The sequence below is a fragment of the Citricoccus parietis genome (assembly GCF_042433045.1).
GTDB classification, from domain to species: Bacteria; Actinomycetota; Actinomycetes; order Actinomycetales; family Micrococcaceae; genus Citricoccus; species Citricoccus parietis.
In genome coordinates, this window is record NZ_JBHLWH010000053.1 from 1 (window position 1) to 2,584 (window position 2,584).

Genomic DNA, 2,584 nt, shown 5'->3' on the forward strand with positions numbered 1-2,584 from the left:
GGCGGCAGCGGTGCAGGACCTCGAGGCCGAGGTAGCGGCGTCCTTCGGTCCATTCGTCGGTCTGTTCGGCCAGGACGGCCCCGACGAGCCGGACGATGGCCTGGCGGTTGGGGAAGATGCCGACGGAGTCGGTGCGGCGCCGGATCTCGCGGTTGAGCCGCTCCTGGGGGTTGTTGGACCAGATCTGGGTCCAGACGTCCTTCGGGAACGTGGTGAAGGCCAGGATGTCGGCCCGAGCGGCGTCGAGGTGCTCAGCCACGGCGGGCAGCTTCTCGCCCACGTAGTCGATGAGCCGGTCGAACTGCGCGTTCACCGCGGCGGCATCTGGCTGGTCATACACGCTGTGCAGCATCGCCTTCACGGCCGGCCACATGGACTTCGGGGTGATGCCCATCAGGTTCGCAGAGTAATGCGTCCGACACCGTTGCCAGGCGGCGCCGGGCAGGTTCGCAGCGATGGCGTCCTTGAGCCCGGTGTGGGCATCGGAGGTGACCAGGCGGACCCCGCCCAGACCCCGGGCGACGAGATCGGCGAAGAACTCATTCCACGCCGCCCCGGTCTCCGAGGTGGCCACCCGCAGGCCCAACACCTCGCGGTGCCCGTCGGCGTTGACGCCGGTGGCAAGCAGCACCACGGCATTGACCACCCGGCCGCCCTCGCGGACCTTCATCGTCAGCGCGTCGGCGGCCACGAACGTGAACGGCCCTGCCGCGTCCAGGGGCCGGTGGCGGAAGGCCTCGACCTGCTCGTCCAAGTTCTCGGCCATCCGCGACACCTGGGACTTCGACAGGACGTTGATGCCCAGTGTCTTCACGAGTTTGTCCATCCGGCGAGTCGACACCCCGGCGAGGTAACAGTCCGCCACCACCGTGATCAGCGCCGACTCGGCCCGCTTCCTGCGTTCCAGCAGCCACTCGGGAAAGTAGGTGCCCGATCTGAGTTTGGGGATGGCCACGTCGATGATCCCGACCCGGGTATCCAGCTCGCGGTGGCGGTAACCGTTCCGCTGGGCGGTGCGGGTCGTGGCGGGTCTGCCCCACTCGGCGCCGACGACCGCGTCGGCGTCGGCGGAGAGTAGAGAGTTGATCACGGTCTGCAACAGAGAACGCATCAAGTCCGGGGAGGCTTCGGACAGGGCTTCACTGAGCAGGCCAGCAGGGATGCTCCTATAGATGTCAAGCAGCTGCGGGTAGTGCCGTGATGGTCCATGCCGGCGGATCGGCTGGCTTGGTGAGTAGACGATAAACCTCTCGGGCGATCGCGCGCTTAAGACAACGCATGATGTCCTTCTTCGATAGTCCTTCGGCGGTGCGTCGCTCTACGTAGGCCCGGGTCTGTGGGTGGTATCGCATCCGGGCCAGCGCAATGGTGTAGAGCGCATTGTTCGCGGCCCGGTCACCACCGCGGTTGAGTCGGTGCCGGTGCTGGCGCTTCCCGGAGGAGGCTGGGACCGGGGCAACTCCGGTCAGATGAGCGAAGGAGGCCTCAGAGCCGAGTCGGTCGGGGTTATCACCAGCGGTGACCAACAACTGAGCCGCGACCAGCACGCCGACGCCGGGACGGTCGCGCAGCTGCGGGGCCGCCTCCTGGGTCAGTTCGCTCAGCCCCCGGTGCAGCTGACTGACCTCCTCGTCCAGGCTGGCGTGACGGCGAGCTAAGGACCGCAACGCCAGCTTGCAGGCCACGTGAGGATCGGTCAGGTTGGTGGCGGGCCGCAGACGGGCGATGGACTTCACCATCTTCGCCCTGGGCAGTGGCGCGAGGTGCTCGTGAAGATCGGCCGGCCCGTTGAGCAGCAACGCTCGGATCTGGTTGATGCACTGGGTCCGCGCCTTCACTGCCGAGCGGTGCGCAAGGCGTAGGCACCGTATCGATTCCACGATGCCATCGCGCGACTTCGGCGTGCCGGTGGCACGTCCGGATGCTGCTGCCCGGGCCGCTGCATAGGCATCCAGCGGGTCGGACTTGCCCAGCGAGCGGCGCGCCGTACGGTCAGGTCGGTCGACCTCGACCACGATGATCCCGGCCCCCGTGAGTACCCGCATCAGTCCCGCACCGTAGGAACCGGTCCCTTCGATGCCCACCTTCACGAGCTGACCGAAACCGGCCAGCCAGTCCTTCAGGGCCTCGTAACCGGCCACCGTCGCCGGAAACTCGCGGTCGCCCAGTTCGCGGCCGAGCGTGTCGACCACCGCGGCGTGGTGGGTGAGCGAGTGGGTGTCAACTCCGCCAAAGACCTCCAGGGCCGAAGGATGTTCCGTCATCATGATGCAGTGCCACCTTTCAGATCCAACTACAGGGGACGGCACGAGACCGGCACCATGAGGTGGACAAGACAGTGATGGGGCTGCTGCACAAGCTCCTATAAGGTCACACCACAGGTCCAGTCACGTGCGTGGTACCCCGGGCTGCGAGGCCGACAAATCCCATGCAAAGGCAGTCACTGACGCCCGTCGACAATCGAGTCAGACCCCCGCCCGGGGTACCCAACTCCATCATCACTGTCGACAATATGAGGAGCGGTCACCGTGGTGACTCCTTTCGAGGATTCTGTGCAAGGTTGACTCGAAGGATCACACCGGTG

General features: G+C 66.3%; 2 protein-coding genes. Both read right to left on the minus strand.

Annotated features, from left to right (window positions below):
- A partial coding sequence (locus ACFFIO_RS17265) for an IS256 family transposase (RefSeq protein ID WP_378043693.1) occupies positions 1 to 1,183 on the minus strand: 1,183 nt, incomplete at its 3' end.
- Positions 1,176 to 2,264, minus strand: a complete 1,089-nt coding sequence (locus ACFFIO_RS17270; protein WP_159554912.1) for an IS110 family RNA-guided transposase — start codon at positions 2,262 to 2,264, stop codon at positions 1,176 to 1,178. The genes ACFFIO_RS17270 and ACFFIO_RS17265, both read right to left, overlap by 8 nt.
- Positions 2,265 to 2,584: the final 320 nt, after the last annotated feature.

Coding starts and splice junctions, on each gene's coding strand:
- ACFFIO_RS17270 (WP_159554912.1), bottom strand. CDS start 2,264: ATGACGGAACATCCTTCGGCCCTGGAGGTCTTTGGCGGAGTTGACACC.